Here is a 23,808-nt window from a genome sequence, read left to right as displayed (position 1 = left end):
GCATTATAACGATTCGTGTCTATTATTGGGCATTATGTGAAGAATTTTCTTAGTGAATAGTTGAGGCTACTCTTGCTGCTAGCTTGTCGCGTAGGAACGTCAATTTGTGCCCTCAAGGAGCCGATAGTTGACGTCTATAACGTAGCGTACTTGCCGCCCTGCAGGCGCTTGATACTCGATCTCATCATCGATGCGTTTGCCCAGTAAGGCGCGAGAAATAGGCGCGTCGATGCTGATCTTCCCTGTTTTGGGATCGATTTCATCCGCGCCAACAATGTGCAGTGTTTGAAGGGAGCCGTCTTCCTCTTCGAGGGTTACGCTGGCGCCAAAGAATATTCGGTCGGGTTCCGACGGTGCAGCACTAACGACTTTGAGTGACTCTAGACGTTTTGTGAGGTAGCGAACGCGGCTGTCGATTTCTCGGAGTCGCTTCTTCCCATAGATGTAATCGCCGTTCTCCGATCGGTCGCCATTTTTGGCAGCTTCTCGAACGGCGTCTGTGACTTTGGGGCGCTCGACTCTCCAGAGCTCGTCGAGCTCCGACTTTAGCGCGGCTGCACCTGCGGCGGTAATATAAGGCGCGCTTGGGGGGCGTGGAGGTCGATACCGAGACACATTTACTCCGAATTGCGTTGATGAATTTGCGTAGTAAACTCTAGCTCAAGTAACGAGGTAAAACTATGCGTGACGGGTTAAGAGTATTGTTGTTGGTGTTTTCTGTTTGGCTCAGTCCGACGCTCGCTGAGTGTGTTGATGTGCGTGGCGAATTGACCCAAGGCACTTGGCTGCGCTTTGAGTCCTCCAACATAAGTGCAGTGAGGTTTAACGAGCAGCGACTGCCATTGATCGATGCGCGGTTGAGCTGGGTTGGTTTGGGGCGCGACTCGGCGCTGGACAATACGCTGAGAGTCACCTTTACGGACGGCAGAATGTGTGAGCAGCCCATTGTGTTGCGTGAGCGCGAATACAAGGTCTCCGTCGTCGAGGGCGTTCCTCAGCGCACGGTGACACCTCCTCAGGAGGATCTCGAGCGCATTCGCCGAGAGGGGGTGCTGGTGCGAGCGGCCAAACAGCAGGTTTACGAGTGTGACGCGTGCATCGAACAACTTCTGTCGGCAACCCAAATGCCGCTCACGGGACGAATTTCTGGCGTCTACGGCAGTCAGCGTATTTATAACGGTAAACCCGGCAACCCACATTACGGTTTGGATATCGCTCGACCTACAGGAACGCCAGTCTCGGCGCCTGTGATGGGGCTTGTGGTGCTCGCTGAACCAGACCTCTACTACTCTGGTGGTACTGTGATTATTCATCACGGGTACGGAGTAACGTCGTCTTTTTTGCATATGAGCCAGGTGAGTGTGCGAGTGGGGGACATGGTGGCCCAGGGTGATAAAATTGGCGAAGTCGGCGCGACGGGCCGTGCGACGGGCCCTCATCTCGATTGGCGCATGAATTTTCGTGATAATCGCGTTGATCCGAATACCTTGTTCTCACTAGTGCCCGCGCCCTAGAATTCGCGCTATACTTGCGCGTTGTATTGATGAGATTGATCACTCTCGCGTCGTGGAGGCTTCGTGCTCGATAAGAAATTGCTAGAAATCTTGGTGTGTCCAGTCACTAAAGCGCCACTGGAATACGATGAGCAGGCGCAAGAGCTGGTGTGTAAGGCAAGTGGTTTAGCCTATCCCATCCGAGACGGTATCCCCGTAATGCTTGAGAGCGAAGCGCGGTTGTTAACCGCCGACGAGAAATTGGACTAAGTTATGAGCACTCTGTTTGAGAAGATTATTGCGCGCGAAATTCCGTCCGATGTCGTATTTGAAGACGATCAGTGCATTGTGATCAATGACATCAACCCCGTCGCGCCGATTCACGTGCTGATTATTCCGAAAAAACCGATCGTAAAGTTGGCGGATGCAGAGGCAGGCGATCAAGCCTTACTTGGGCATCTTATGTTGGTTGCCGGCGAGGTGGCGCGTCAATTAGGCGTTGCCGAGGGCTTTCGTTTGATCGTGAATAATGGCGAAGGCGGTGGTCAGACAATTTTTCATTTGCACCTGCACTTGCTGGCTGGACGCGACTTCACTGAAGCGCAGCTCGCGCCCTAACGAATTAAGTAACCGAGATCACTTATGAAAACCGTAGAAATACGCGAAGCGTTTTTGTCTTATTTTGAGAGTCAGGGCCACACGCGAGTCGCGAGTAGTTCCTTGGTGCCCGAGAATGATCCTACTCTGTTGTTTACTAACGCAGGGATGAATCAATTCAAAGATACCTTTCTAGGATCTGAGCCGCGGGACTATGTGCGAGCGACCAGCTCACAGCGCTGCGTGCGCGCTGGTGGTAAACACAACGATCTCGAGAACGTAGGCTACACTGCGCGACATCACACCTTCTTTGAAATGTTGGGCAACTTTAGTTTTGGTGACTATTTCAAACGCGATGCGATCAAGTTTGCTTGGACGTTCTTGACCGAGGTGCTGGGTTTGCCAGAGGACCGTTTATGGGTCACGGTGCACGTGTCCGATGACGAGGCGGCCGATATCTGGATCAAAGAAATGGGCGTTAGCGCCGAACGATTCTCGCGCTTAGACGAAGATAACTTTTGGCAGATGGGTGACACCGGCCCCTGCGGTCCCAGCTCTGAAATTTTCTATGACCATGGCGCCGACGTACCCGGCGGCCCACCGGGGTCTGAGAACGACGATTTGGATCGCTATATCGAGATCTGGAATCTGGTGTTTATGCAGTTTAATCGCGACGCGAGCGGAGAGCTCCACCCGCTACCCAAACCGTCAGTCGATACCGGTATGGGATTAGAGCGGATTGCAGCGGTCATGCAAAATGTCCACAGTAACTACGAAATCGACCTGTTTCAGGCGCTGATTAAAGCAGCCGCGCAGGCCGTTAACTGCAACAACTTGTTGGATAACTCGTTGCGCGTAATTGCCGACCACATCCGCTCGTGCAGCTTCTTGATTGTTGATGGCGTTGTCCCCGGAAATGAAGGTCGAGGTTATGTTCTTCGTCGTATCATCCGCCGCGCGGTGCGCCACGGCAATAAACTGGGTGCGACCGAGCCGTTCTTCTATAAGCTGGTCGATGCGTTGAGCGCGCAAATGGGCGAGGCGTACCCTGAGTTAGCGCAACAGGCTGGGCGAGTGGCTCAGGTCTTGTTGCAAGAGGAACAGCAGTTTGCCAAGACTCTGGATAACGGTATGCAGATCCTTGAAGAGTCTTTAGAGGGTCTTCAAGGTGGCGAGATTCCGGGTGATATCGTCTTCAAGCTTTACGATACCTATGGCTTTCCTGTCGATTTGACCAATGACATTGCGCGTGAGCGTGGTTTGACGCTAGATATGGCGGGTTACGATGAGGCGATGGCAAAGCAACGCGCCCGTTCACAGGAAGGCGGCAAGTTTGTCGTTGATTACAGCAAGACGATTGCGCTGGAAGGTGCTACGGAGTTTCTGGGTTATTCAGACGCTAAAGCCAGCGGCACGGTCGAGGTTATTATTGTTGATGGTGAAAAAGTATCTACCCTAGCGGCCGGTCAGCAGGGTGTCGTTGTTTTTGATCGGACACCGTTTTATGCCGAGTCCGGTGGGCAAACAGGCGATACGGGAGGGCTCACGGCGCCAGGTCTATCCGCCCGAGTTTTGGATACCACGAAACAAGGCGACTTACACTTACACCACGTTCATGTGGAGTCGGGTGAGTTGGCTGTAGCCGCGTCCGTTTCGATGCAAATCGACGAGCATTTGCGGGATCAGATTCGAGCCAATCACTCGGCGACCCATTTATTGCACGCTGCTTTGCGGCAAGTCCTAGGTGGCCATGTTCAGCAGAAAGGGTCCTTGGTAACAGCCGAGCGTTTACGTTTTGACTTCTCTCACAGCGCGCCAGTGACTGCAGACGAGCTTGCGCAGCTGAATGCGATTGTCAATGCGCAAGTGATGGCAAACACCGAAGTCTCTACTCGGCTCATGAACATGGATGAGGCGGTGCAAGCGGGCGCCATGGCCTTGTTCGGCGAGAAGTACGGTGATGAAGTGCGCGTCTTAGCGATGGGTACGGATTCGTTCTCCGTGGAACTGTGCGGTGGAACACACGTTGGTCGAACCGGTGATATCGGCGTGTTTCGAATTGTGAGTGAAAGCGGTATTGCTGCAGGTGTTCGCCGTATCGAGGCGGTAACAGGCGTCGGCGCACTGGCTGAGATCAATTCGCTCGATACCGCCTTGCAGGGCGTATGCCTTGAGCTTAAAGCACAACCCGAGAATGTTGTATCTCGTGTTGCGGCAATGCGCGGGCAGATTCGCGAGCTTGAAAAGCAAATCGACCAGCTCAAAATGAAGATGGCTCAAGCGGCTGGCGGTGAACTCGCCTCTCAAGCGATTGAGGTCAGAGGTGTGCCAGTCCTCGCCGCGCGACTTGACGGTGCCGATGCCAAGGCACTTCGCGATGCGGTCGATCAAATGAAATCGAAGCTCGGCGATTCTGTGGTGCTGCTTGCGTCCGTGGTCGACGATAAAATCGTGTTGGCGGCGGGTGTGTCTAAAGCGGTAACGGATCGTGTTAAGGCCGGGGATTTGATGCGCGAGTTCGCGACACGACTGGGCGGTAAAGGGGGCGGTAGACCCGACATGGCGCAAGGTGGCGGTACCGATGTGGCTGCCTTGAACGACGTCTTGGGTGCGGTGCCTGCGTGGGTTGATACGCAGCTGCCATAAATCGGGTGAAATAGTTTTCAAGCGCGCCTAAATATTGTTTAATGCGCGCCTTTTCTGAAGGGGTCAAATAGCTCGATGAGCTTAATTGTTCAAAAATTTGGCGGTACCTCAGTCGGCACAATCGAACGAATCGAGGGTGTGGCTGACAAAGTCGCAAAGTTTCACGGTGAGGGCCATCAGGTTGTCGTCGTGGTGTCGGCTATGAGCGGCGAAACGAATCGATTGATTGGTCTTGCTAACGAGATTCAGGCGCGGCCTGTACCGCGCGAGATGGATGTGCTGGTTTCGACTGGTGAGCAGGTAACCACCGCACTGTTGTCGATGGCACTGACTAAACGCGGCGTAAAGGCAAAGTCTTACACGGGCGGACAAGTAAAGATCCTAACCGACAGCGCGCACACTAAAGCGCGTATTCAACATATCGACGACCAGAATTTGCGCGCCGATTTGGAGGCGGGTTATGTCACTGTGGTGGCAGGATTCCAAGGTGTTGACGAAAAGGGCAATATCACGACCCTGGGTCGCGGCGGCTCTGATACTACGGCAGTTGCCTTAGCGGCCGCTCTAAAAGCCGATGAGTGCCAAATTTACACCGATGTAGATGGCGTTTATACGACTGACCCAAGGGTTGTAAGTAGTGCGCAGCGTTTAGATCGTATTACGTTTGAAGAAATGCTCGAAATGGCGAGTATGGGTTCTAAAGTACTGCAGATTCGCGCGGTCGAGTTTGCCGGTAAGTATCAAGTGCCTTTGCGGGTACTGCACAGTTTTCAAGAGGGGCCTGGTACCCTGATTTCCATCGAGGAGCTTAATGACGTGGAAACCCCAACAATCGCAGGCATAGCCTTTACGCGCGATGAAGCCAAACTCACTGTATCGGGTGTACCTGATATGCCGGGTATTGCCTACAAAATTCTGGGTCCTATTGGCGAAGCCAATATCGAGATTGATGTCATTGTTCAGAACGTTGGGCATGATAATACTACCGACTTCACCTTCACCGTTGCGCGCGGTGACTTGGCGCGAGCGCAAGAAATTCTGCAGGGTGTAGTGGCGGAAATTGGTGCGAAAAGTGTAGAAAGCGATAGTAAAATTGCCAAAGTGTCTGTTGTAGGCGTAGGCATGCGATCACATGCTGGCGTTGCTAGCCAAATGTTTTCGGCGTTAGCAGACGTAGGTATTAATATCCTTATGATTACGACATCAGAAATTAAGATTTCGGTGATCATCGAAGAGAAGTACCTTGAACTCGCTGTTCGCGCACTGCACACGGCCTTTGGTTTAGATGCGGAGCCCGTAGAGGAATAGGCCGCTTCGGTCTCAGGAGAACAGGATGTTAATACTGACCAGGAAAGTCGGCGAGAGCATAACCATCGGTGATGATGTCACCATTACGGTTGTAGCCTCTAAAGGTGGCCAAGTTAGGATTGGGATTGATGCGCCGAAGAGTGTGTCGATTACGCGCAGCGAGCTGTCTGAAAGCCAAACTAACGACAACGAGCAGAAAGCCAAGGAAAATTAGAACTAGCCGCGATTTACCCTTTGAATTATTGATCAATATGGTATCATCGCCGCCTTAAATTTGGTGCAACACGGTTTATTCAGCGTTAAGCAAATACATCCCGACGAGAGGGATGAGACAAGCGAGATTCGGTTAACGCAAGTTGACCAACACAGTTCGGTGGAGTGGGTGAGTGGCTTAACAACACCGCCGCTCAAGGGTGCATACCTTAACCGGTATCGAGGGTTCGACAAAACGCGCAGCGTTTTGGACGCAGGAGCACCGCGACGGCGCCCCGAAGGGGTGAGAACAGCAGAGGCAATGCTGTTCGAATCCATCCCGACGAGAGGGATGAGACAAACGAGATTCGGTTAACGCAAGTTGACCAACACAGTTCGGTGGAGTGGGTGAGTGGCTGAAACCACACCCCTGCTAAGGGTGCATACCTTAACCGGTATCGAGGGTTCGACAAAACGCGTAGCGTTTTGGACGCAGGAGCACCGCGACGGCGCCCCGAAGGGGTGAGAACAGCAGAGGCAATGCTGTTCGAATCCATCCCGACGAGAGGGATGAGACAAACGAGATTCGGTTAACGCAAGTTGACCAACACAGTTCGGTGGAGTGGGTGAGTGGCTGAAACCACACCCCTGCTAAGGGTGCATACCTTAACCGGTATCGAGGGTTCGACAAAACGCGTAGCGTTTTGGACGCAGGAGCACCGCGACGGCGCCCCGAAGGGGTGAGAACAGCAGAGGCAATGCTGTTCGAATCCATCCCGACGAGAGGGATGAGACAAACGAGATTCGGTTAACGCAAGTTGACCAACACAGTTCGGTGGAGTGGGTGAGTGGCTGAAACCACACCCCTGCTAAGGGTGCATACCTTAACCGGTATCGAGGGTTCGAATCCCTCCTCCACCGCCATCTTTAAAAGGCACCCATTGGGTGCCTTTTTTATTGCGGTCTCGTCGCGAGCGTCCGGCCCTCAAGCACAGCTTTCGGGCGTTCGCCAGCTCGCCGCGATGCGGCTCGAAATCCTGGCTCACCCTCCACCGCCATCTTTAAAAGGCACCATTAGGTGCCTTTTTTATTGCGGTTAGCCAACATTTAATAGCATTTAAATAGACTTATCTGCGATTTATGCTATGTTCGTTTTTCTGTAAAGAAAATTTTTTCCCAAGGAAAACATGGCGGAATCGAATCCAGAGAAAACCGGCTCGACAGATAACCTAACAGGTCTTATCAATCGGGTAGGGCTAGAAAGTAGTCTGAAGGAGCTCGATTTGTCGGAGGCTAAGGCGCTGTCTGTTGTCTCGGTCGAAATTTCTCGATTCGGAAACGTGAGCGATAGCATGGGTGCGGAGCTCGGCAATAAAATCATTGCCATGACAGCGAAGCGGTTAACCAAAATGTTCCCGACTGCCGTGTTTATTGGCCGGACTCACGGTGATCACTTCTGTCTGGTATTCAAAAATCAGCAAGATCTTGAAGAGCAACTCGCTCTGTTACAGGATTTCACGCAACGTCCTTTTGCCGTGCGGGGGCAAGTCATTGTTCTGAGTGTCAGGGTCGGTGTCGCACTATGGGATCCCGTCGCAGAAGAAACCCAAGACTTATTGCACTCTGCTGAGATCGCCCTGCATCGAGCAAAGAGAGAAGGGCTCAAAGTATGCTTTTTCGATCAAGATATGAAGGAGCAAGCCAAAGAACGGCATAAGCTCGAAAATGATTTGCGAGTTTCCTTAGCGACCAGGCACGTGGAGTTGCATAAAGCGATAAGTAATGACGAGTTTGCGCTGGTTTATCAGCCCATCGTCAATGTTCGTAACGGTACGATTCACGCTTGCGAAGCACTGATTCGCTGGACGCACCCCGATAGAGGGTTTGTCTCGCCCGCAGAGTTTATACCCATGGCCGAACAAATCCAGATAATGGATGTGCTGGGAAGCTGGATATTGAGAAAGGCTTGCGCTGATGCGATGGCGTGGCCTGCGAACGAGGATGGGTCGGAGGTTGGGGTAAGCGTCAACGTGAGTCCAACCCAGTTTGTTGAATCTAGGCTCCTGGTTGCGAGCGTCAAGCAAGCTATCGAAGAATCGGGAATTTCTCCTTCGCGGCTTAAACTTGAAATTACTGAATCGACCGCGTTCGCAACAACCATGGTCTCAGTGCTTGAAGAGCTAAAGGCCCTGGGTTGTACCATCGCACTCGACGACTTCGGGACAGGGTATTCCTCACTCACGCAGCTAAATGATCTGCCTCTGGATTACGTTAAGCTTGATCAGTCCTTTATCAGGCAGATTGGCAGCGATGACGTGGCCGTTGATCAGCACGGTACACGTTTATCTAAGGCCGTTCTTGCGTTGTGCGCGTCATTTGATCAAATAGCGATTGTTGAGGGCGTTGAGACGAAACATCAACTGACTTGTGTGACGGACATGGGGGCAGACTTGGTGCAGGGATATTATTTTTCAAAACCCCTCAAAATGCCCGACATTTTGACATTTTTAAACCAATGGAAGTAATGAGGAGACGATATGTCTGACTTATACAATTTGGCCTATATCAGCAAGAATACTATTAAAGGATCCGAAGACGAGGTGAAGACCCAAATAGAGAGCATTCTGGCTGCGGCTCATAAAAACAATCCGGCTAAAAATGTGACCGGCGCTTTGCTTTACTCTGGCGGGTATTTTTGTCAGGTGATAGAGGGCGAAGAGGAAGTGCTAGAAGAGTTGTTTGAGACGATTCAAATGGACGACCGCCATGGTGAAGTAACGGTTTTACATTTTGAACCGATAGAGCACCGAAGCTTTGGTGAGTGGGCAATGGCTCTGGCTGGTATTGAAAATGCCATGCGCTTTGACATCGAGGGTGTGAAAGCATCAAAAGATGACCTGCTGATGGCGGAGACTGGGAAGCACTTGGTTAACACGTTGGACACTATGGTCAAGCAACACCAATCGATTCTGTAAAACGAACTATAAAGAGATGCTGGGGCACGCTCAATGCCCTAGCCTATTCGATAGTGCGTTGAGCGTTCTGCGTGTCGCACAGAGGGAGTTGCGAAGGTAGAATAAGAATCTATGTCGCAGCAAGCCAGCATCTCGAGGATGCCCTGCAGTAAGTCCGGTGTGCCGTTCATGGAACGTCGCTCCGGGTCGAATTGTTCGCTGATGAAGACACCTTCCGGCTTAAGTTTGGTCAGCACTTTAAACGGGTTCTGATTGCCGCCAAAGTCTTTAAGGATCAGGCTCACGCCGCACTGAGTCAACGCATCACAAAACGTTTGAAAGCTGTCATTCGGTTCGTGACGGCAGCTAATACAGAGCTTTATCTGACCCGCACCAATCTCATGTGTTAGGAGGTGACCGCGCAAGAGCTCCACTAGCTTTGTTGTGTCAAACCTAACGGCAGATCCTAGATTGATGCAATACGATAGCTCGCCTGATCCTTGCCTATTGTTCTCTTGACACATTGATACAGTATGTTTGATTGCCCAGGCTAATATGGCATCGGTCGCTTGCACCGATTCTGCTACGCTGATGAATTCATCCGCATCCATTAGTGTGCTATCGGGGAGTTGCCATTGGGGTGAAACCAAATACCCCGTGAGTTGACCTTCCCGGTTTTGTATCACGGTGTGATCGATTTTGAAGTGTTCACCGCTATCGCCTCGATGCAGATCTGTGCTCGAGAGGAGAAGTTGGGCTCGCAGTTGATTTTGCAAGTCATAGTGAGTTTGCGCGGTATGATGAAGCTCGTCGGAGTAGCGCACTATGTCGACTTGGCATTTATTCGCGTGATGCAGAGCCACTTCTGCACAGTTCACTAAAGCTTCGCCAAATAACTCATCTTCTTCACAGCGATGGGCTACGCCAAGTCGTGCGCCGAGGACGACTATTTTTCCGTTGGCAAAAAAAGGACGTTGCAAGAAATCGTTAACTTTTTCCTGTATCTCGGTTGCATTGGCTGTGGCGTCGAAGCAGATACCGAAACTGTCTCCGTTTAGGCGAGCTAAGCCCGATGACTCCGGGAAGATCTTTCGTAAGCGGTTTGCACTCGTCTTTATAACTTTGTCGCCTGTACTTGACCCCAGACTGGCATTCAAACTGCCAAAATTAGTGAGTTCTAAAGTGACAATCGATTGGATTGGCTCCGCCGTTTCTTCTTTGGAACGGAGTAATTCATAAAAACCTTGGCGGTTAAGCAGGGATGTCAGTGGATCGTGCAACATGAGTTGGCCTAATGGTTTACATGACATGTTTACGAGATTTCTAGCTGTTTAGATCGGTTTCACGTGACCTCTCCGATTTACTCCAGAATATGCCTGTTGCTCCAGTGGGGCGCTAACCAGGGTAGATAACGCGACAGCGGGTGGCTGATTGACGTCTGGCCCAATACGACTGTGCACCTTGTGTGGCGTTTTGTCGGCAATGGTGAAAAGAGTGCGTAGTGCGTTATTTCGTCATGCCGTGGCTTTCGGGTTGAGATAGGAGAGTATGCATCTTATACACAGTCATAGCGGCTATTTGCATCCTTGACTTAATCAATCTTTCAGGTCCACATCTGTTACGCAAACTGTTTATAATGTCGTTTTGATAGGCAAGAGGGTCGCTATGTCCCACACAGAACACCATTACATCCACCGCGTCGGTTGGCTTCGCGCTGCGGTATTAGGCGCGAACGATGGCTTGGTGTCGACTGCCAGCTTAATTTTGGGTGTTGCCGCATCGGGTGTTGGTCAATCAGAGATACTGCTTGCGGGTATCGCGGGATTGGTGGCTGGCGCAATGTCGATGGCAGCGGGTGAGTACGTGTCCGTCAGCTCTCAGGCAGATACCGAACGGGCTGATCTTGCCAAGGAAAAAGATGCGTTAAAATACGAGCCAGAAGCTGAATTGAATGAACTGGCGGACATCTACGTAGCGCGAGGTGTCGAGCGAGAAACAGCAATAGAGGTGGCGACCCAGCTGACCGAGCACGATGCCCTTGGAGCGCATGCACGCGATGAGCTGGGAATCATGGACTTAACGGCCGCGCGGCCGCTGCAAGCGGCTTTTACCTCTGCTGTGACATTTTCTGCGGGAGCTATCATTCCGCTCTTGGCGGTGTTTTTCCTGCCAACAGCGCACTTGGCCATAGCAGTCACTTTAGTCACTCTGCTGGGCTTGGCGCTGTTGGGTGCGACAGGCGCCCGTTTGGGCGGTGCAAATATCGGTTTAGGCGTGGTCAGAGTGACTTTATGGGGTGCTGCCGCAATGGGCTTTACCTCGCTGGTTGGGTATTTGTTTGGCGTTGCCGTGGCTTAGAATGGTTACAGCGTGGTGGTTATAATGGTGTGCTGGTCGCCTCGTTTTTTCTGACGTGTTGTGTCAGAGGTCAATAGGGTCACTTGTTGGCAGCGCTGACTTAATCGGTTTTCGAAACAAACAAAAGACTCTCTGTCGATCGTTGTATTTGGATGTTTTGGCAGTTATTGTGCCTAAGAATAAACAACAATAATCGGGGTCTTCAGGTGTCAGAAATTTATCGCTTGTACGCGGTCAGTCACTCGCTGTTTGCTGGGCGTGCTCGCTCGTATTTAATTAAACAACGGATTCCTTTCAAAGAGCTTTCTTCAGGGCACGAATCGTTCAAACACGAGATTTTGCCTCTGGGTAAAAAGCCAACGATTCCTACGTTAGCCACGCCAGAGGGCGCAGTGGTTCGTGATGGTGCAGAAATTATTGAGCATTTTGAGCGAGTTAATGGCTACCAGAGCCACCCCTCGACGCCCAAGCAAAATATCGTGAGCTTGCTGTTCGACGCTATCGGTGCCGAAGGTTTGTTGCGCGCCGCCATGCATTACCGGTGGAACTTCCCAGAGACGAATCTCGATTTTCTGACCGAACATTTCATGCATGTTCAGCGCGATAAACCCGGTAAAGAGGAAAAGTGCGAGCGAATGATGGATAGAATGCGGCACGTAGCGCAGCTGTGGGGCGTTAACGAAACGACGATGCCCGTGGTTGAAGCCCACTACTGTGATGTGCTGGACGCGCTGCAGGCGCACTTTTCGACCCTACCTTATCTACTGGGAGGTAAGCCATGCATCGGTGACTACGGCATGATAGCCCCCTTATTCGCCCACCTCGGTCGCGACCCTTATCCGCTTAAGTTGATGCAAGACAGAGCGATAAAAGTCTATCGTTGGGTCGAGCGAATGAATCGCCCCGATCAAGATGCGCCTGAATTCTTTTACGCCACCGACGACTGGCTTGACGATGATGACGTGCCTGACACTCTCCTCAATGTATTAAAGGTCATTGCCGAAGACTTCGTACCTGAGACATTGGCGCAGGCCGAGGTGATAAACGCTTGGCTAGCGAGCAATGTGCCAGAGTCGGGAGCGCCGGCTGAACGCATGATGGCTCCGGCGAGGTTTGAGTTGCGTGGGCAAACGATTGAGGGGGTCTCTGCTCCTTATCGTTTTTACTTACTGCAGAGGGTGCAGGATGCGGTCGATGCCTTATCGGGTAAGGAACATGAAGCGGTGCTCGATATGTTGGGGCATTGCGGCATGCGTTCGATTGTGGAAGTGCGCCTGACGCGACGAATACGCTTCGTCGAGAACGAGGAAGTATGGGTATAAAGTGCTCGAATAATTAGGAGAAAGCAATGAAAAAAGCAGTGCAGGGTTTGGTTTTTTTAATGGCAACAGCCTTCATGTTTATGGGGTTGCGTTGGTGGTTTGACCCGATCGGCTCGGCCACTGAGTTTGGTATGACCTTGTCAATTGGTGTGGGGCTTAGTACCGAGATTGGCGATATTAGTAGTCTGTTTATCACAGGATCTCTGTGCATGTTTCTGGGCTTGTTCAAAGGCGATGTGCGCTGGTTTTACGCACCGACTTTATTGGTTATTTTTGCGGCAATAGGTAGAACAGTGGCCTGGGCTTTTCACGATGCATCGCTTGCGCTAGCGTTCATCGTCCCAGAGATTGTTTTTGCCTTGATAAATCTGGCGGCCATAAAGCTTTTGGGGGCCGAAAACGACGCCTGAGGTTTACGCCGTAGGCCTTGGTTCAAGCATATTTGTCCAGTAAATGAGCTTCGGTAGTGTGGGGTAATCGAGTTTCTCTAGCGCATGTTGTTTGTGCAATTTGACAGTTCGTAGCGCGATCTCCAGCCGATCGCCGATTTCTGCGTTGCGATAGCCCTGAGAGACCAATTTGATCACATCGAGCTCTCGCGGCGTTAACTTACTGAAGCGCTCTGCCACTTCGCTCTGCTCGACGCGAAGAGCAAGCAGTTCTCGGTGCGTTGATAGCGCATTTTTCACGGTGTTCAGCAAATCGTCGATATCAAGTGGCTTTAGAAGAAAACGGTAGGCGCCTTGGTCATAGGCTCTGACGACTTCGAGTTCGGTCGAGTTGCCGCTCATCATAATAACGGGAATGTCGGCGGGGCGCTCGGTTAAGACGCGCAACCCCGAGCTGAATTGCAGAACGACGTCGCACAGAATGACGGCGGGCGTGTTGATCTGTGTGTCATGCAGCGCGGCATATTCCTTTGATTCGTCGGGGGATGGTGCGCACGCAACGTGATAACCCTCTGAAAGCAACAAAGCCTCGAGCGACTGACGCAGCGAATCGTCGTCTTCAAATACGAAAACTGAACCGCAATTGCGCCTGTGCTGACTGTTGATGTCATGTATCGTTTGAAATTTCAGGCTCGGCATTCCCTGATTGCACGGCGTCGCCGTATTTGTTGTGTAATGGCAGAGTAACACGAAACACCGCCTGTTGACCGTGAGTTCGGATGGTCTCAATTTCTCCCCCGAGTTCCTTTATTACGGTGTAGGCAATAAAAATAGGTAAGGTTTGGCTTGCCAATAAATTCCGAGTGGTGGGTCCCACGTTTTGTACCTGTGTAGTAAAGGGGTTGCTTTCAGATTGAACACAGGTGAGCTCGAGTATCGCGCTCTGAAATCTTGAAAACAGGGCAGCTCGCACTTTGCGAGGCGATTGAGCGTTTTCAAGATTAAACTCAAGCAATTTTAAAATAACTTGTAGCAATAGCTTGTGATCGTAACGAAATACAAACACATCTTCACACGTGGTAGGGATCAACTCGAGCTGTCTGGCTCGGTAGGGTTTTTCGTAAAGGCTAAGACCGATGTTGAGTAGCTGCGTTAAGTTGGTGGCCACATTTTCGGCTGGTCGAGCAGACATGTAGGATCGAATGCTGTGAAGTTGTGTCGATAGCCTTTGCCCGTATTGATTGATCGCTTGCATCTGGCGAGTACGGTATCTCGAAGGGTCATCAGATTCGTGTGCTGCTGCATCTGTTATCAGTGCGCGTAATCGTTCGAGTTGTGGCTGTAAATCTTGGTGTAAAGAATCGACTATCTGGTTGAGCGAGGCATTCAGGTCGGCATCAGCTAGAGCCTTTGCAGCGCGGTTAGTCTCAGTTAACTTGGTGAGTTCTGCCTGGCGATGGGCGTCTGTATCGCTTCGCGCCTTAAAATGAAGGCCAATGTAGCTAAAGTGAATAATTGTTGATCCAGCTAGCGAAGCGACCCCGAACACAAAATTCCCGAATCCTCCAATCACGACATCGGGCATGTCGAGCAAGACCCAACGCAGCGTGAGTAAAAGGGCCAGTACTGCAAGAGCAAAATAGCTACGCCCCATGATTTTCGTCATATTGGTGTTGGTTTTATTGGCATGCAATGCAACGCCCGGGCAGGCTAAAGCACTGGCGAGAATGATTCGAGACCAAAGTGGCTCGAGAGGCGAACTGTTCGATAAGCTAACTATTGGTACGAGTAAAGCAATAGTAAGCCCCGCTAAAACCCAAAGCGCTCGGGGTATGGGGTTATCGGCATTTGGTGATTTCGCCAGAACCAAGCTTTGCATCACAATTGAGATAATCATTAACGAAAACGCGACGCTAAAGTGCACGTGCTTGCTGCTGATCGGGTCGAGTGCAAACAGTACAAGGCTCGCACCAAATAGCAGTGCTGCAAAGCACCACAGCCAGAGATACTGTATGCCCTGACTGTGGAGCGCCCAGGCTGAGACAGCGCCCAATGCCAGGGTGTTTAGCCCTACCGTCATGATCAGCGTTAAATTATCAAGCACGGCTTTGAACCCGTGTGGGGAACAGCAGGTTGACCTCAAAACCCACAGGTTTACTATTTTTCCATTGAATTAAGCCACGGTTCCTGTGCATTAAGTCCTTGCATACTGTAAGGCCCAGGCCCAAACCATTGGGCTTGCTCGTGTAAAAGGCGCTGCCCACTGAGTGCGCTTCGGCGGGGCTTAAGCCTGGACCGTTATCAATAATGGCAACTTCTATATTCCCGTAATCCCTGTTTCGGGTCTTTATCGTGATGGTTGGGTTTTTGGTCGAAGCCAGAGCCTCTAGGGCGTTGGTCAGTACGTTGATCATTACGCGCTGATAATCAAATGAATCCCCCAAAATTAGGGCAGAGGCTTTGTCACTAATATGCACCGTTAAGCCGATGTTATCGGCTTGGCTTTTGAGCGCACTGAGGGCGGGCTCCATGACTTTGCGTCGGAAGTCGAGCCAGTCGTAGTCTGGAGTGGCCGTTAGCGATGGATCTTTGCCGTAGAGATGCATCAAGCGCTCGGCTCGATCGATGTCGTTGATGGCGCGCTTGGCATACTCGTCAAAGGATATGCCCCGATTACTAGATTGCAGCGCTCGAGTCATCATTTGCAGGTTGATGCTGAGTGAGGTCACGGGTTGCGAGATGTCGTGGTTGATTTGATTTGAAAAAATACGCTTTGCTGTATCTCGCTCTGAGTTCGCTAGCGTGTCGCGTATTGATCTGAGCTGATATTGACGTGCTTGTTCGCGCGATTGTTCAATGCTGAGCTTCAGGTTGCGTTCGAATAAGAATCCGACGAAACCGATTTGGTTCATGGATGTCGTAATAACACCTGCGATCGCGGGCAGAAGTGCCACGGTGGCATGATCTAGCGGTGTAAATTCTGCCCCCTTCATTGTCGCTATGATTTGGTTGGCAAAACTAATGGTCAGCAGAGTGTGAGCTGTGGCGATTGCCCAGGGGTTCTTCGCTTTAAAGTGGAAGGCTGAGCGCGCTGCTTGATAGACAAGAGCCAGACAGGCGAGACACAGGCCAATCCGGGCACACATCGCACGCTCCCAATGCAGTCCGGTGGACTCAAAAGCAACAATGACGCCGCTGAAAAGCGCCAAAGAGATCAGCGGAAGCGCTATGGGGTAGCGATGAGTGCGGTCCACGTACAGGATTTGTGCGCCCGCGATTATTGCGCCGCACAGGAAAATATTGCTGGCGTAAAGACCGATCCAAACAGGGGCAAGGTCTCTAATCGTAAAACACAATATCCCAACACCGCTAATGGCCCCCGCAAATGCCCAGCTCCAAACTAATCGAGCGTGATGACGATCGTCTTTTAAGGCGATCCATATGGCCAGCGGAAGTGTTAGCGAAAATAAGGCCGAGCCGAACATTAGCGTGCGTGCATCAAGCTCTATCATTGTTCTATACCTGAAAGCTGGATTTCATAATACACCGAACACAGACGCTGCCTACTGCCCTACTGGGCTAGAGCGTTTAACTTTTTATGTGGGTAGGCAAATCGTGTTGCCGAAAGACGTAGGAGTTTCGTTTTAGGTGACACAATAGCTGTTTAAAAGAGCCATTTTGTCATCTAAATCTCAGTAAGATGTCGGCAGCTGAGCTGGTTTTGCTTTGGGGCTACAAAAAAGCCGGGGCGTGGCCCCGGCTCTTTGATGGTGCTCGGATTGCTTAAAAGTTACTACGTACACCAAATTTGAACACTGGGCCGTGATCTTGAGACAGGAACAGCATTTCGGGATAACGCACGTATAAACGCGTCTCTTCGTCCGTGATGTTCATGGCGTCAGCAAAAATGGTCAGTGCATCTGAGAACCTGTACTGGTAAGAAATATCAAACTGCTTTCTCTCATCGACATAAACGGGCTGGAAATAGTTAGCAAATCCCTGCGCTGTTTCGCCACGGTAGTTTAAAGCCAACCGGAGTGTATGCTTCTGTGTCTCCATGAAAACCGAGATATTTCCAGAATCGCCCAAACCGGGCAGAACGAATTGCTCGCCAACTACATTCTTATTGGGCTCAACATTACCGCCGCTAACTTTAGTGAAGTTGAACTGGAAGCCATAGGGGGTGCCCTCGAATAGATGCTGCCAGCTTACCTCTATTCCATTCACCGCACCTGACTCCATATTGTATGGTTGGGTGATGTCGAATAGTGCTTGAGGGTCGGCAGCAGTTCCGTCGATGTATCCCGGCTCACAACGCCACCACCCGTCGTAGTCACAAGCGCCCCATGGGAATCCGTTGGATACGTCAATGCCTCGTGAGATAGCCAACGCTACCCATCCCATATGCTGCTGATCATTCATCCATGGTTGTGCCCATAGCGCCTGTTGCGAAACACAGTCTCCAGTGCCGCCCTCGCCGGGGAACCCAGTTTGCGGACGACCCGCATCCACCCATGCTTGCACACAAGCTTGAGCTTGCTGCCCTATCTCCGACAGGAACGGATTCGTGAGACCATCTATCGGCTGATCTTCAATCGTGCGGCTGCCGATAAAGTCTTTGACTTCCTTTCGGAACGCAGCCACCGCAAAGTACGATCCTTCTGCGTAGTAGTTTTCATAAGAGATGTCAAAGTTTGTTGACAGCAAAGGGCCCAAATCAGGGTTACCGCCTTGTGCGGTCAGGTTGAAAAAGTCTTTACTACCGATGTTAAGCTCGGCCCCAAGGTCCCCAAGGTTAGGTCGTGCAATGGATTTGCCCCATGATGCTCGAATCACCTGGTTCTCGGTAATATTCAGTGCGGCTGCAATCGTAGGAAGAACCTCGCTGCTATCTCCGTACCGAGGAACATCTGCACTTTCTCCTCCGACACCGATCAAGCCAGCGATCATGTCCCAACGTATGGTGGTGGGCGCGGGATAGAAACTCACGGAAGTCGTATCAGATTTTTCGTAGCGCAAACCTGCAACAACGCGAAGTGGCATGTCGTTAACAGATGTTTCAAAGTTAAACTGAACAAAAGCGGAATCGAGTTGCTCTTTTACTTGCTCATTGGAATCTAAAGTTCCGTATGAACAGCACACGGTACCATCGACTGGATCTGCCAAACCTACGTTAGCTGCCGCAAACGCACTTAATGCGTCGACGGGATTAATCGAATAGTAATACGGCGTTCCTATGTTTCTGCTAAATGAGTTCATAAAGCTGTTAGTCAATCTGCGCTCTTTGAATAACGCGTCATCATAATCTTCAACCGAAGGGCCTTGTGATCCGAAGTTGCCTTCACTTGCTTGGTTGAGGTACTCATTGTCAATAGAGGAAACGCCAAACGATATGGATTGGAGTACGCTCCCTGAATCGTTTGTCCACAATCCTTTTAGCTGGACCTGCTCGATCTCGTTTTCTTGGTAGCCATCTCTCAAGAATAGATAGGTCCCCATGTAATTTTCGGGCAAGAAGTCTCGGTCATAAGAGAAGGAATTCACGCCCGACGCTGATGCTCCGTCCACTGTGATGGTGCCTTTCACATCGGTAGTAAAACCTAGTTCGTTGTCAAAAATGTTACCGGCAAGCTCGGCCGTCGAAGAATGGTAATCTAAACTGATCGATAGGGCGTCTGTTACATCCCATGCTAAGTTAACTCCAACAGAGTTATTGTCGCTCTCTAACTTGGACCATGTCGCTGTGTGATCGTAGGCTCTATTTCCTACGACGACATCAGTGAAAACGCCGTTTTGGTTGATGGTGGCGCTTTGCGTATCCCATCCACCAAGCCATGAACCGAATAGCATGCCTCTTGATTCGAACTGGACTCCAGAATGAGTGTAGTCAACCGTCGCGGTAACAGAGTCAGAAAGTTCAACTTGCAGTGTAGCTTGCAAGTTTTTGCGAGTGCGGTCATTGTCCTTGATTAAGAAGGCTGCTGGCTCTCTATAAAAAGTGTTACCATCGACGCGTTCGTTCAAATTTGTGTAATTAGGGTTAGAAGCATCGACGCGGAGGTAGCCCTCGCTTTGTGCCATCAGGTTTGGAGTTATCCAATTAGACTCGCGGGTTCCAGTTTCTCGGTTGGTTCGCTCATGGTAAGCACCCGATAAAGAAAATCCCCAGCGGCCTTGATTAGTCGCAAAAAGCATTTCAGCTTCAAAGGGGCTGCCGCTATCCTGGCTCGTAGTGTCGTTCACATAACTCAAGCCCAAGAATCTTTTTGTCCCTTCGACGTTAAGCGGCTTGGTTGTCACCATGTTTACAGTAGAGCCAATCCCACCTGATGGTAGACTACTGTTGGCCGTCTTGAAGATTTCGAGAGATGCAACACCAGGTGACGCTATATCGCCAAAATTGAATGATCGCCCCCCACCGTACTGCCCTTTGACCGTTGGCATCTGGCGTCCATTAAGAGTTACAAGGTTGAATTCCGGTCCGAAACCTCGAACGGCAATTTTTTGTCCTTCCACGTTGCTACGATCAATTGCGATCCCGGGGGCGCGCGCGAGTGATTCAGCTAAGTTTCCGTCGGGAAACTTTCCAAAATCTTCCGCAGATATGGCATCCATTACGCCAACGGCATCTCTTTTAATACTTATAGCATCTAACAGACTGTTTTTGATTCCGTAAACTACGATCTCTTCGAGTACGCCCTCAGAGGTTGCGTTTTCGTTTTCTTGCGAAAATGAAGGAGCAGATATAGTTGCAATGCCGGTGGCCAATCCAATCGCCACGGGCAAAATGCGTCGCTTAGTGTTAAATAACATAAATTCGCATCCCGACTGGTTAGTTAGTGTTTTAGTGCTCGGATCTTGTCCAGATTGTATTACGCCTCAGTCGCAGGCTCGGTTCATGTGTTTTTCGATGAAGGGGGCTTACAATGCGATAAAGCGGCTCTTGCTTTTGATGCAAGGGCCATAGGGTGAAAAATCAAGAGTTTGAAGGGCGGAAATTGCCGCTCGGGCCTCAGCTCATTGTCTTCTGTAGTGCTCGGAGTCTCCTAACTGCTTAATGAGTTGGCTCCAAGAGTCCTTGTCCGCGTGCTCATTGTAGGCCAACGGCAGATTATTCTTTTGTCCTCTCTCTGTTGCTAAAGGGTTCGTGAATCCGTGCATCGCACCATCGTAGCCGACGAATAGGTAGTCCGCTTTGGCGGCCTCCATTTCGGCTGTAAAGGCGGCAACTTGCTCGGCGGGGATCATGACATCATCGTTGCCGTGGAATACCGCCACTCTTGCTTTAATTTGGCCCTGGGACGCTGGGTGTTGGGTTGCCAAGTTGCCATGAAAGCTCGCCACGAGGTTTAGGTCTAGACCCGCACGGGCCATGTTCAGAACCACGGCGCCGCCTAGGCAATAGCCAATGGCGGAAATGTTTGAGGTACTGACATTGGCGCGTGCCTTTACCCATTCAAGCGCGGCGTTAAATCGATCAAGCACACCGTTCGGCGTTTCTAACAAGGTGTTCATTAACGAAGCAGCCTCTTCGCCATCCGCCGCCGTTTTGCCACTGCCATAGAGATCAATAGCCATCGCGGCAAAGCCTTCGGCTGCCAACATGTCAACGCGAGTTTTGACATAATCATTACAGCCCCACCACTCATGAACGACCAGTACACAGGGGTATTGTCCCGATGACGAGGGGCTGGCGAAATAGCCACGTAGGGGCAGATCACCTGCCGTGTACTCGATATCTTCACTGTGCATAAAAGCTCCTGTTGCATGTTGGAAGTAGGGTGTGAACCCGATGTGGATGCCGTAGACGTCGATAAAAACCGAATCGCTCAGGCTTGTAACATAGCGCTCAGAAAAACATCTGTCGATATTTTCGTGGCGACAATCCTGTCCAAGTTTTAAACGCACGCGTAAATGATCGTGCTTCGGAGAATCCCAACCGCTCGCTGATCGCTTCTATCGAGAGTTGGCTATTTTGAAGCAGTTTGATCGCGCGTTCACGGCGCCAGTTTTCTTTAATGGTATTGAAGCTCGTGCCCAAGTCACTCAAGCGCCTTTGAATGGTTTGAGGACTCATGAACAATTGTTCCGCCACATCATGAAGCGTTATATTCGCCATACGATCTGCCCCATGAGGCGCCAACAAACGCTCGATTTGCGATTCAAGGGTCTGCTGTCGGCCGGGTATCGTCATGATGTCGTAGGGCGAGCGTCTCACAAATTGCTGAATCTCACTGCGTGTTCTGGTGATGGGTTTACTTAAGTAACGCCTATCAAAAATGAGTCGGTTGCTGTTTTGACGATACGATATAGCGGCGGGGAACATCACGTTGAGTTCGCTCTCGTGGTCCGGGCGAGCAAAGCTGAATTCTACGGAACGAAGATTGATCGGTTCACCAATTAGCCAGCTTGGAAACCGATGCCATATGACCAAAAGAAATTCCCGCAAGAAATGCTGGGCGTCGTAGCTGTTGTCCGTGAGCGAGATACTGAGTACGGCATCTTTATGATATTCCTTCAGATCAAACTCGATGTTCGGGTGAGTGAGATTGTAAAAACGAGCGGTCTGCTTGAGTTGATCTTTGAGCGTGAGGCATTGAGGGATCAGGTCGCTCATCAGTGCGAATGTTCCCATTTTGCTGGGCACTTCGGTGAAGCCCATAAACTCGTCGTTTAAGGTGATCATGACGAGCTGAAACAGGCGCGCCACTTGATCGGTATGGACTCGCGCGTTCTCGGAAATGAGCGAAGATGGGTTAATACCGGCTTGAGTTAAAAGAGTAGATTGGTGACGCTTTTTGTCGCCTAATCCGCTCATTGAAGTTAAAACATGGTGTCTGCAAATTGTAGCCATCGCATTTTTCTGTGATCTTTCGGGCGATCATATCAATAAAAAACCGCTTTATCGCTATTGTTTGATGTTTTTTGTGAGTTTTTTTGGGGTTTGCGGACCTGTTACTAAAGGTATCAAGCGGGCAGACTGTGTGCAATCTGGAAACGTAATGTCATAAGAGCACCGCGAGGCCATTATGAACTTAGACGCAAATCGCATTGTATTCGATGATCGAAGCCAATCCTTTTTCTGTGAGTGGCCCCGGTTATCGACTGAGATGCTTGTCCCCAACGCGCAAGCGGAAATTGACATTCCTCCCCGGGCGCGCAAGCAGCCCAAACAAACTCGCTCAAAAATTCTGGTCCAGTCGATCAAAGAAGCGACGTTGATTGTCGTGGACCGCTATGGTACTGACGATGTGCAAGCAAGCACCATTTGTGAAGTCGCGGGCATCGCTATGGGCTCGTTGTATCAGTATTTCGTGAATGTTGAATCGATCTTTGCGTCGCTTTACGAAGATCATATCAAGGCCACATTGGCTCAGGCACTGGAGCAAGATTATTCGACCAAACTTTTGGCCGAGTTGCATACGACCCTGCGTGGGTTAGACGAACGGCTTGGCGTAAGCTACTACCGCCAGTTCTACTCCAAGGGCCTGAATAACCTGTTCGGCGTGCCCTTACACACGGTGACGCACTAGTTAAGACCATTTGCCTGCCAGCTCTAGATGGCGGGCTCTTTACACGCTATCCTGCGTCTTCAAATAAAAAGGAGGCGCTATGTTTAACACCCGTTTAACCCAAGCTTTAGGTATTGATATTCCCGTGGTGCAAGCCCCGATGGGCTGGATCGCCAGATCGCAATTAGCGTCGGCTGTCTCGAACGCGGGCGGTTTGGGCGTCATAGAAACCAGCTCGGGTGAACTCGATATCATTAAAGGTGAGATCGGGAAAATGCGCGAGCTTACCGATAAACCTTTTGCCGTGAACATTGCGCAAGCCTTTGTGCGCGACCCCGATGTGGTTCCTTTCATTATTGATCAAGGCGTTAAGTTTGTGACGACCTCAGCAGGTTCGCCAGAGCGTTTTACCGACCAGCTAAAGACGGCGGGGCTGACGGTTTATCACGTTGTGCCAAGTCTCTCGGCGGCACTTAAGGCAGTAGAGTGTGGCGTCGACGGTTTAGTGGTGGAGGGTGCTGAGGGCGGTGGTTTCAAAAATCCAAAAGACGTGGCGAGTTTAGTTTTGCTGCCTCTGATTCGCGCGCATCTCGATGTACCTATTATCGCAGCGGGGGGGTTCCACGACGGCGCAACATTAGCCGCGGCTATTGCCTTGGGCGCCGATGGTATACAGCTGGGTACGCGTATGGTGGCCTCCAAAGAATCGCCGGTACACGATAATTGGAAGCAGGCCATTGTAAATGCCAAAGAAACCGATACGGTGTTTCTGTCTCGTTTTGCGCCACCCGCGTTGCGCGCCTTGCGTACCGAACGTACCACGCGGTTAGAGAAAGACCCAGCGCAGAGTGGGATGGCTGATTTTGGTGATCCTAAAGCGCTCTACTTTGGCGGCGATATGGAAGCCGCCATTCCACTGACAGGACAAGTCTGCGGTCGTATTACCGCGGTCGAATCAGTTGCTGACATTTTGGCAAAGGTTAAGGCTGAGTACGAGCTAGCGCTCAACCGTGTCAGCACGGCTTCGAAAGCCTAGC

Annotated in this window: 21 protein-coding genes and 1 tRNA gene; 14 read left to right on the top strand and 8 right to left on the bottom strand. The window is 50.9% G+C overall.

The window, feature by feature from the left end; genetic code table 11:
- Nucleotides 1-99: 99 nt before the first annotated feature.
- Entirely contained in the window at nucleotides 100-615 is a 516-nt protein-coding gene (gene greB, locus EYZ66_RS09445) for a transcription elongation factor GreB (RefSeq protein WP_009574931.1), read from the bottom strand.
- A gap of 65 nt (nucleotides 616-680) precedes the next feature.
- Between greB and EYZ66_RS09440 the strand changes: the two genes are divergently transcribed.
- From EYZ66_RS09440 to EYZ66_RS09400, 9 genes are all read left to right on the top strand, one after another.
- On the top strand, nucleotides 681-1,514 hold the full coding sequence (locus EYZ66_RS09440; protein ID WP_009574930.1) for a M23 family metallopeptidase: 834 nt from the start codon (nucleotides 681-683) through the stop codon (nucleotides 1,512-1,514).
- Nucleotides 1,515-1,577: 63 nt separating this feature from the next.
- On the top strand, nucleotides 1,578-1,763 hold the full coding sequence (locus EYZ66_RS09435) for a Trm112 family protein (RefSeq protein ID WP_009574929.1): 186 nt from the start codon (nucleotides 1,578-1,580) through the stop codon (nucleotides 1,761-1,763).
- 3 nt (nucleotides 1,764-1,766) lie between these two features.
- On the top strand, nucleotides 1,767-2,111 hold the full coding sequence (locus EYZ66_RS09430) for a histidine triad nucleotide-binding protein (protein WP_009574928.1): 345 nt from the start codon (nucleotides 1,767-1,769) through the stop codon (nucleotides 2,109-2,111).
- A gap of 24 nt (nucleotides 2,112-2,135) precedes the next feature.
- Nucleotides 2,136-4,736, top strand: a complete 2,601-nt coding sequence (gene alaS / locus EYZ66_RS09425) for an alanine--tRNA ligase (protein ID WP_009574927.1) — start codon at nucleotides 2,136-2,138, stop codon at nucleotides 4,734-4,736.
- 75 nt (nucleotides 4,737-4,811) lie between these two features.
- Nucleotides 4,812-6,044, top strand: a complete 1,233-nt coding sequence (locus EYZ66_RS09420) for an aspartate kinase (RefSeq protein WP_009574926.1) — start codon at nucleotides 4,812-4,814, stop codon at nucleotides 6,042-6,044.
- Nucleotides 6,045-6,069: 25 nt separating this feature from the next.
- Nucleotides 6,070-6,258 (top strand): carbon storage regulator CsrA, encoded by a 189-nt coding sequence (gene csrA, locus EYZ66_RS09415; protein WP_160195656.1) that lies wholly within the window; start codon nucleotides 6,070-6,072, stop codon nucleotides 6,256-6,258.
- A gap of 812 nt (nucleotides 6,259-7,070) precedes the next feature.
- A tRNA-Ser gene (locus EYZ66_RS09410) sits at nucleotides 7,071-7,160 on the top strand.
- Nucleotides 7,161-7,423: 263 nt separating this feature from the next.
- Nucleotides 7,424-8,761 carry a putative bifunctional diguanylate cyclase/phosphodiesterase gene (locus EYZ66_RS09405; RefSeq protein ID WP_009574607.1) on the top strand — a complete coding sequence of 446 codons (1,338 nt, stop codon included), beginning with the start codon at nucleotides 7,424-7,426 and terminating at the stop codon, nucleotides 8,759-8,761.
- Between the two features lie 12 nt (nucleotides 8,762-8,773).
- Nucleotides 8,774-9,211 carry a BLUF domain-containing protein gene (locus tag EYZ66_RS09400; RefSeq protein ID WP_009574606.1) on the top strand — a complete coding sequence of 146 codons (438 nt, stop codon included), beginning with the start codon at nucleotides 8,774-8,776 and terminating at the stop codon, nucleotides 9,209-9,211.
- A gap of 38 nt (nucleotides 9,212-9,249) precedes the next feature.
- Here the strand turns inward: EYZ66_RS09400 and EYZ66_RS09395 are convergent, their stop codons facing one another.
- The gene (locus EYZ66_RS09395) at nucleotides 9,250-10,473 is read right to left on the bottom strand and encodes a diguanylate cyclase domain-containing protein (RefSeq protein ID WP_009574605.1); all 1,224 of its coding nucleotides are present in this window, start codon (nucleotides 10,471-10,473) and stop codon (nucleotides 9,250-9,252) included.
- A 382-nt stretch (nucleotides 10,474-10,855) separates the two neighbouring features.
- On the opposite strand from EYZ66_RS09395, the gene EYZ66_RS09390 reads away from it, so the two are divergent.
- The 3 genes from EYZ66_RS09390 to EYZ66_RS09380 all read left to right on the top strand — a co-directional run bounded on the left by EYZ66_RS09390 (nucleotide 10,856) and on the right by EYZ66_RS09380 (nucleotide 13,280).
- On the top strand, nucleotides 10,856-11,548 hold the full coding sequence (locus EYZ66_RS09390) for a VIT1/CCC1 transporter family protein (RefSeq protein ID WP_009574604.1): 693 nt from the start codon (nucleotides 10,856-10,858) through the stop codon (nucleotides 11,546-11,548).
- Nucleotides 11,549-11,754: 206 nt separating this feature from the next.
- Nucleotides 11,755-12,870: a glutathione S-transferase N-terminal domain-containing protein gene (locus EYZ66_RS09385; protein ID WP_009574603.1), complete on the top strand. Its 1,116-nt coding sequence runs from the start codon at nucleotides 11,755-11,757 to the stop codon at nucleotides 12,868-12,870.
- A 26-nt stretch (nucleotides 12,871-12,896) separates the two neighbouring features.
- The gene (locus EYZ66_RS09380) at nucleotides 12,897-13,280 is read left to right on the top strand and encodes a hypothetical protein (RefSeq protein WP_009574602.1); all 384 of its coding nucleotides are present in this window, start codon (nucleotides 12,897-12,899) and stop codon (nucleotides 13,278-13,280) included.
- A gap of 3 nt (nucleotides 13,281-13,283) precedes the next feature.
- Here the strand turns inward: EYZ66_RS09380 and EYZ66_RS09375 are convergent, their stop codons facing one another.
- The 6 genes from EYZ66_RS09375 to EYZ66_RS09350 all read right to left on the bottom strand — a co-directional run bounded on the left by EYZ66_RS09375 (nucleotide 13,284) and on the right by EYZ66_RS09350 (nucleotide 22,077).
- Nucleotides 13,284-13,958 (bottom strand): response regulator transcription factor, encoded by a 675-nt coding sequence (locus EYZ66_RS09375; RefSeq protein ID WP_009574601.1) that lies wholly within the window; start codon nucleotides 13,956-13,958, stop codon nucleotides 13,284-13,286.
- The gene (locus EYZ66_RS09370; protein ID WP_040815862.1) at nucleotides 13,927-15,363 is read right to left on the bottom strand and encodes a hypothetical protein; all 1,437 of its coding nucleotides are present in this window, start codon (nucleotides 15,361-15,363) and stop codon (nucleotides 13,927-13,929) included. The genes EYZ66_RS09375 and EYZ66_RS09370 overlap by 32 nt, the downstream gene beginning before the upstream one ends.
- Complete coding sequence (locus EYZ66_RS09365; protein WP_009574599.1) at nucleotides 15,356-16,771, bottom strand: ATP-binding protein; 1,416 nt, start codon at nucleotides 16,769-16,771, stop codon at nucleotides 15,356-15,358. Before EYZ66_RS09365 ends, EYZ66_RS09370 begins: the two co-directional genes overlap by 8 nt.
- A gap of 271 nt (nucleotides 16,772-17,042) precedes the next feature.
- Nucleotides 17,043-20,027, bottom strand: coding sequence for a TonB-dependent receptor (locus EYZ66_RS09360; protein ID WP_216090315.1), 2,985 nt, complete (start codon nucleotides 20,025-20,027; stop codon nucleotides 17,043-17,045).
- A 249-nt stretch (nucleotides 20,028-20,276) separates the two neighbouring features.
- Nucleotides 20,277-21,011, bottom strand: coding sequence for a dienelactone hydrolase family protein (locus EYZ66_RS09355; protein ID WP_009574597.1), 735 nt, complete (start codon nucleotides 21,009-21,011; stop codon nucleotides 20,277-20,279).
- A gap of 97 nt (nucleotides 21,012-21,108) precedes the next feature.
- Complete coding sequence (locus tag EYZ66_RS09350; RefSeq protein WP_158026991.1) at nucleotides 21,109-22,077, bottom strand: AraC family transcriptional regulator; 969 nt, start codon at nucleotides 22,075-22,077, stop codon at nucleotides 21,109-21,111.
- Nucleotides 22,078-22,288: 211 nt separating this feature from the next.
- Here EYZ66_RS09350 and EYZ66_RS09345 point away from each other — a divergent pair, with 211 nt between their 5' ends.
- Together EYZ66_RS09345 and EYZ66_RS09340 are read left to right on the top strand one after the other, a co-directional pair.
- Nucleotides 22,289-22,792 carry a TetR/AcrR family transcriptional regulator gene (locus EYZ66_RS09345; protein WP_050793352.1) on the top strand — a complete coding sequence of 168 codons (504 nt, stop codon included), beginning with the start codon at nucleotides 22,289-22,291 and terminating at the stop codon, nucleotides 22,790-22,792.
- 79 nt (nucleotides 22,793-22,871) lie between these two features.
- The gene (locus EYZ66_RS09340) at nucleotides 22,872-23,807 is read left to right on the top strand and encodes an NAD(P)H-dependent flavin oxidoreductase (RefSeq protein ID WP_009574594.1); all 936 of its coding nucleotides are present in this window, start codon (nucleotides 22,872-22,874) and stop codon (nucleotides 23,805-23,807) included.
- Nucleotide 23,808: the final 1 nt, after the last annotated feature.

The sequence above is a fragment of the Aequoribacter fuscus genome (assembly GCF_009910365.1).
Taxonomy (GTDB): domain Bacteria; phylum Pseudomonadota; class Gammaproteobacteria; order Pseudomonadales; family Halieaceae; genus Aequoribacter; species Aequoribacter fuscus.
This window is presented reverse-complemented; position numbering and strand designations above follow the sequence as displayed.

Coding starts and splice junctions, on each gene's coding strand:
- EYZ66_RS09440 (WP_009574930.1), top strand. CDS start 681: ATGCGTGACGGGTTAAGAGTATTGTTGTTGGTGTTTTCTGTTTGGCTC.
- EYZ66_RS09430 (WP_009574928.1), top strand. CDS start 1,767: ATGAGCACTCTGTTTGAGAAGATTATTGCGCGCGAAATTCCGTCCGAT.
- alaS (WP_009574927.1), top strand. CDS start 2,136: ATGAAAACCGTAGAAATACGCGAAGCGTTTTTGTCTTATTTTGAGAGT.
- EYZ66_RS09420 (WP_009574926.1), top strand. CDS start 4,812: ATGAGCTTAATTGTTCAAAAATTTGGCGGTACCTCAGTCGGCACAATC.
- csrA (WP_160195656.1), top strand. CDS start 6,070: ATGTTAATACTGACCAGGAAAGTCGGCGAGAGCATAACCATCGGTGAT.
- EYZ66_RS09405 (WP_009574607.1), top strand. CDS start 7,424: ATGGCGGAATCGAATCCAGAGAAAACCGGCTCGACAGATAACCTAACA.
- EYZ66_RS09400 (WP_009574606.1), top strand. CDS start 8,774: ATGTCTGACTTATACAATTTGGCCTATATCAGCAAGAATACTATTAAA.
- EYZ66_RS09395 (WP_009574605.1), bottom strand. CDS start 10,473: ATGTTGCACGATCCACTGACATCCCTGCTTAACCGCCAAGGTTTTTAT.
- EYZ66_RS09390 (WP_009574604.1), top strand. CDS start 10,856: ATGTCCCACACAGAACACCATTACATCCACCGCGTCGGTTGGCTTCGC.
- EYZ66_RS09380 (WP_009574602.1), top strand. CDS start 12,897: ATGAAAAAAGCAGTGCAGGGTTTGGTTTTTTTAATGGCAACAGCCTTC.
- EYZ66_RS09375 (WP_009574601.1), bottom strand. CDS start 13,958: ATGCCGAGCCTGAAATTTCAAACGATACATGACATCAACAGTCAGCAC.
- EYZ66_RS09365 (WP_009574599.1), bottom strand. CDS start 16,771: ATGATAGAGCTTGATGCACGCACGCTAATGTTCGGCTCGGCCTTATTT.
- EYZ66_RS09355 (WP_009574597.1), bottom strand. CDS start 21,011: ATGCACAGTGAAGATATCGAGTACACGGCAGGTGATCTGCCCCTACGT.
- EYZ66_RS09350 (WP_158026991.1), bottom strand. CDS start 22,077: ATGAGCGGATTAGGCGACAAAAAGCGTCACCAATCTACTCTTTTAACT.
- EYZ66_RS09345 (WP_050793352.1), top strand. CDS start 22,289: ATGAACTTAGACGCAAATCGCATTGTATTCGATGATCGAAGCCAATCC.
- EYZ66_RS09340 (WP_009574594.1), top strand. CDS start 22,872: ATGTTTAACACCCGTTTAACCCAAGCTTTAGGTATTGATATTCCCGTG.